Here is a 701-nt window from a genome sequence, read left to right on the forward strand (position 1 = left end):
AAAACCGATCGTAGTCCGGATCGCAGTCTGCAACTCGACTGCGTGAAGTCGGAATCGCTAGTAATCGCGAATCAGAATGTCGCGGTGAATACGTTCCCGGGCCTTGTACACACCGCCCGTCACACCATGGGAGTGGGTTGCACCAGAAGTAGCTAGTCTAACCTTCGGGAGGACGGTTACCACGGTGTGATTCATGACTGGGGTGAAGTCGTAACAAGGTAGCCGTAGGGGAACCTGCGGCTGGATCACCTCCTTAATCGACGACATCAGCTGCTCCATAAGTTCCCACACGAATTGCTTGATTCATTGAAGAAGACGAAAGAAGCAGCCCGAAATTGGGTCTGTAGCTCAGTTGGTTAGAGCGCACCCCTGATAAGGGTGAGGTCGGCAGTTCGAATCTGCCCAGACCCACCAATTTTGTGTGGGAAACGCCTGTAGAAATACGGGGCCATAGCTCAGCTGGGAGAGCGCCTGCCTTGCACGCAGGAGGTCAACGGTTCGATCCCGTTTGGCTCCACCACTACTGCTTCTGTTTGTATAAAGCTTAGAAATGAGCATTCCATCGTTGTGATGGTGAATGTTGATTTCTAGTCTTTGACTAGTTCGTTCTTTAAAAATTTGGGTATGTGATAGAAAGATAGACTGAACGTTACTTTCACTGGTAACGGATCAGGCTAAGGTAAAATTTGTGAGTTCTCTTA

2 tRNA genes and 1 rRNA gene are annotated in these 701 nt (G+C 49.5%); all 3 read left to right on the plus strand.

Annotated elements, in window-relative coordinates:
* Positions 1 to 256 (plus strand): 16S ribosomal RNA (locus JFT63_RS29370); the annotation flags it as partial.
* 81 nt (positions 257 to 337) lie between these two features.
* A tRNA-Ile gene (locus JFT63_RS29375) sits at positions 338 to 414 on the plus strand.
* 30 nt (positions 415 to 444) lie between these two features.
* A tRNA-Ala gene (locus tag JFT63_RS29380) sits at positions 445 to 520 on the plus strand.
* Positions 521 to 701: the final 181 nt, after the last annotated feature.

The organism is Pseudomonas sp. MF7453, from assembly GCF_016405455.1.
GTDB lineage: Bacteria > Pseudomonadota > Gammaproteobacteria > Pseudomonadales > Pseudomonadaceae > Aquipseudomonas > Aquipseudomonas paralactis.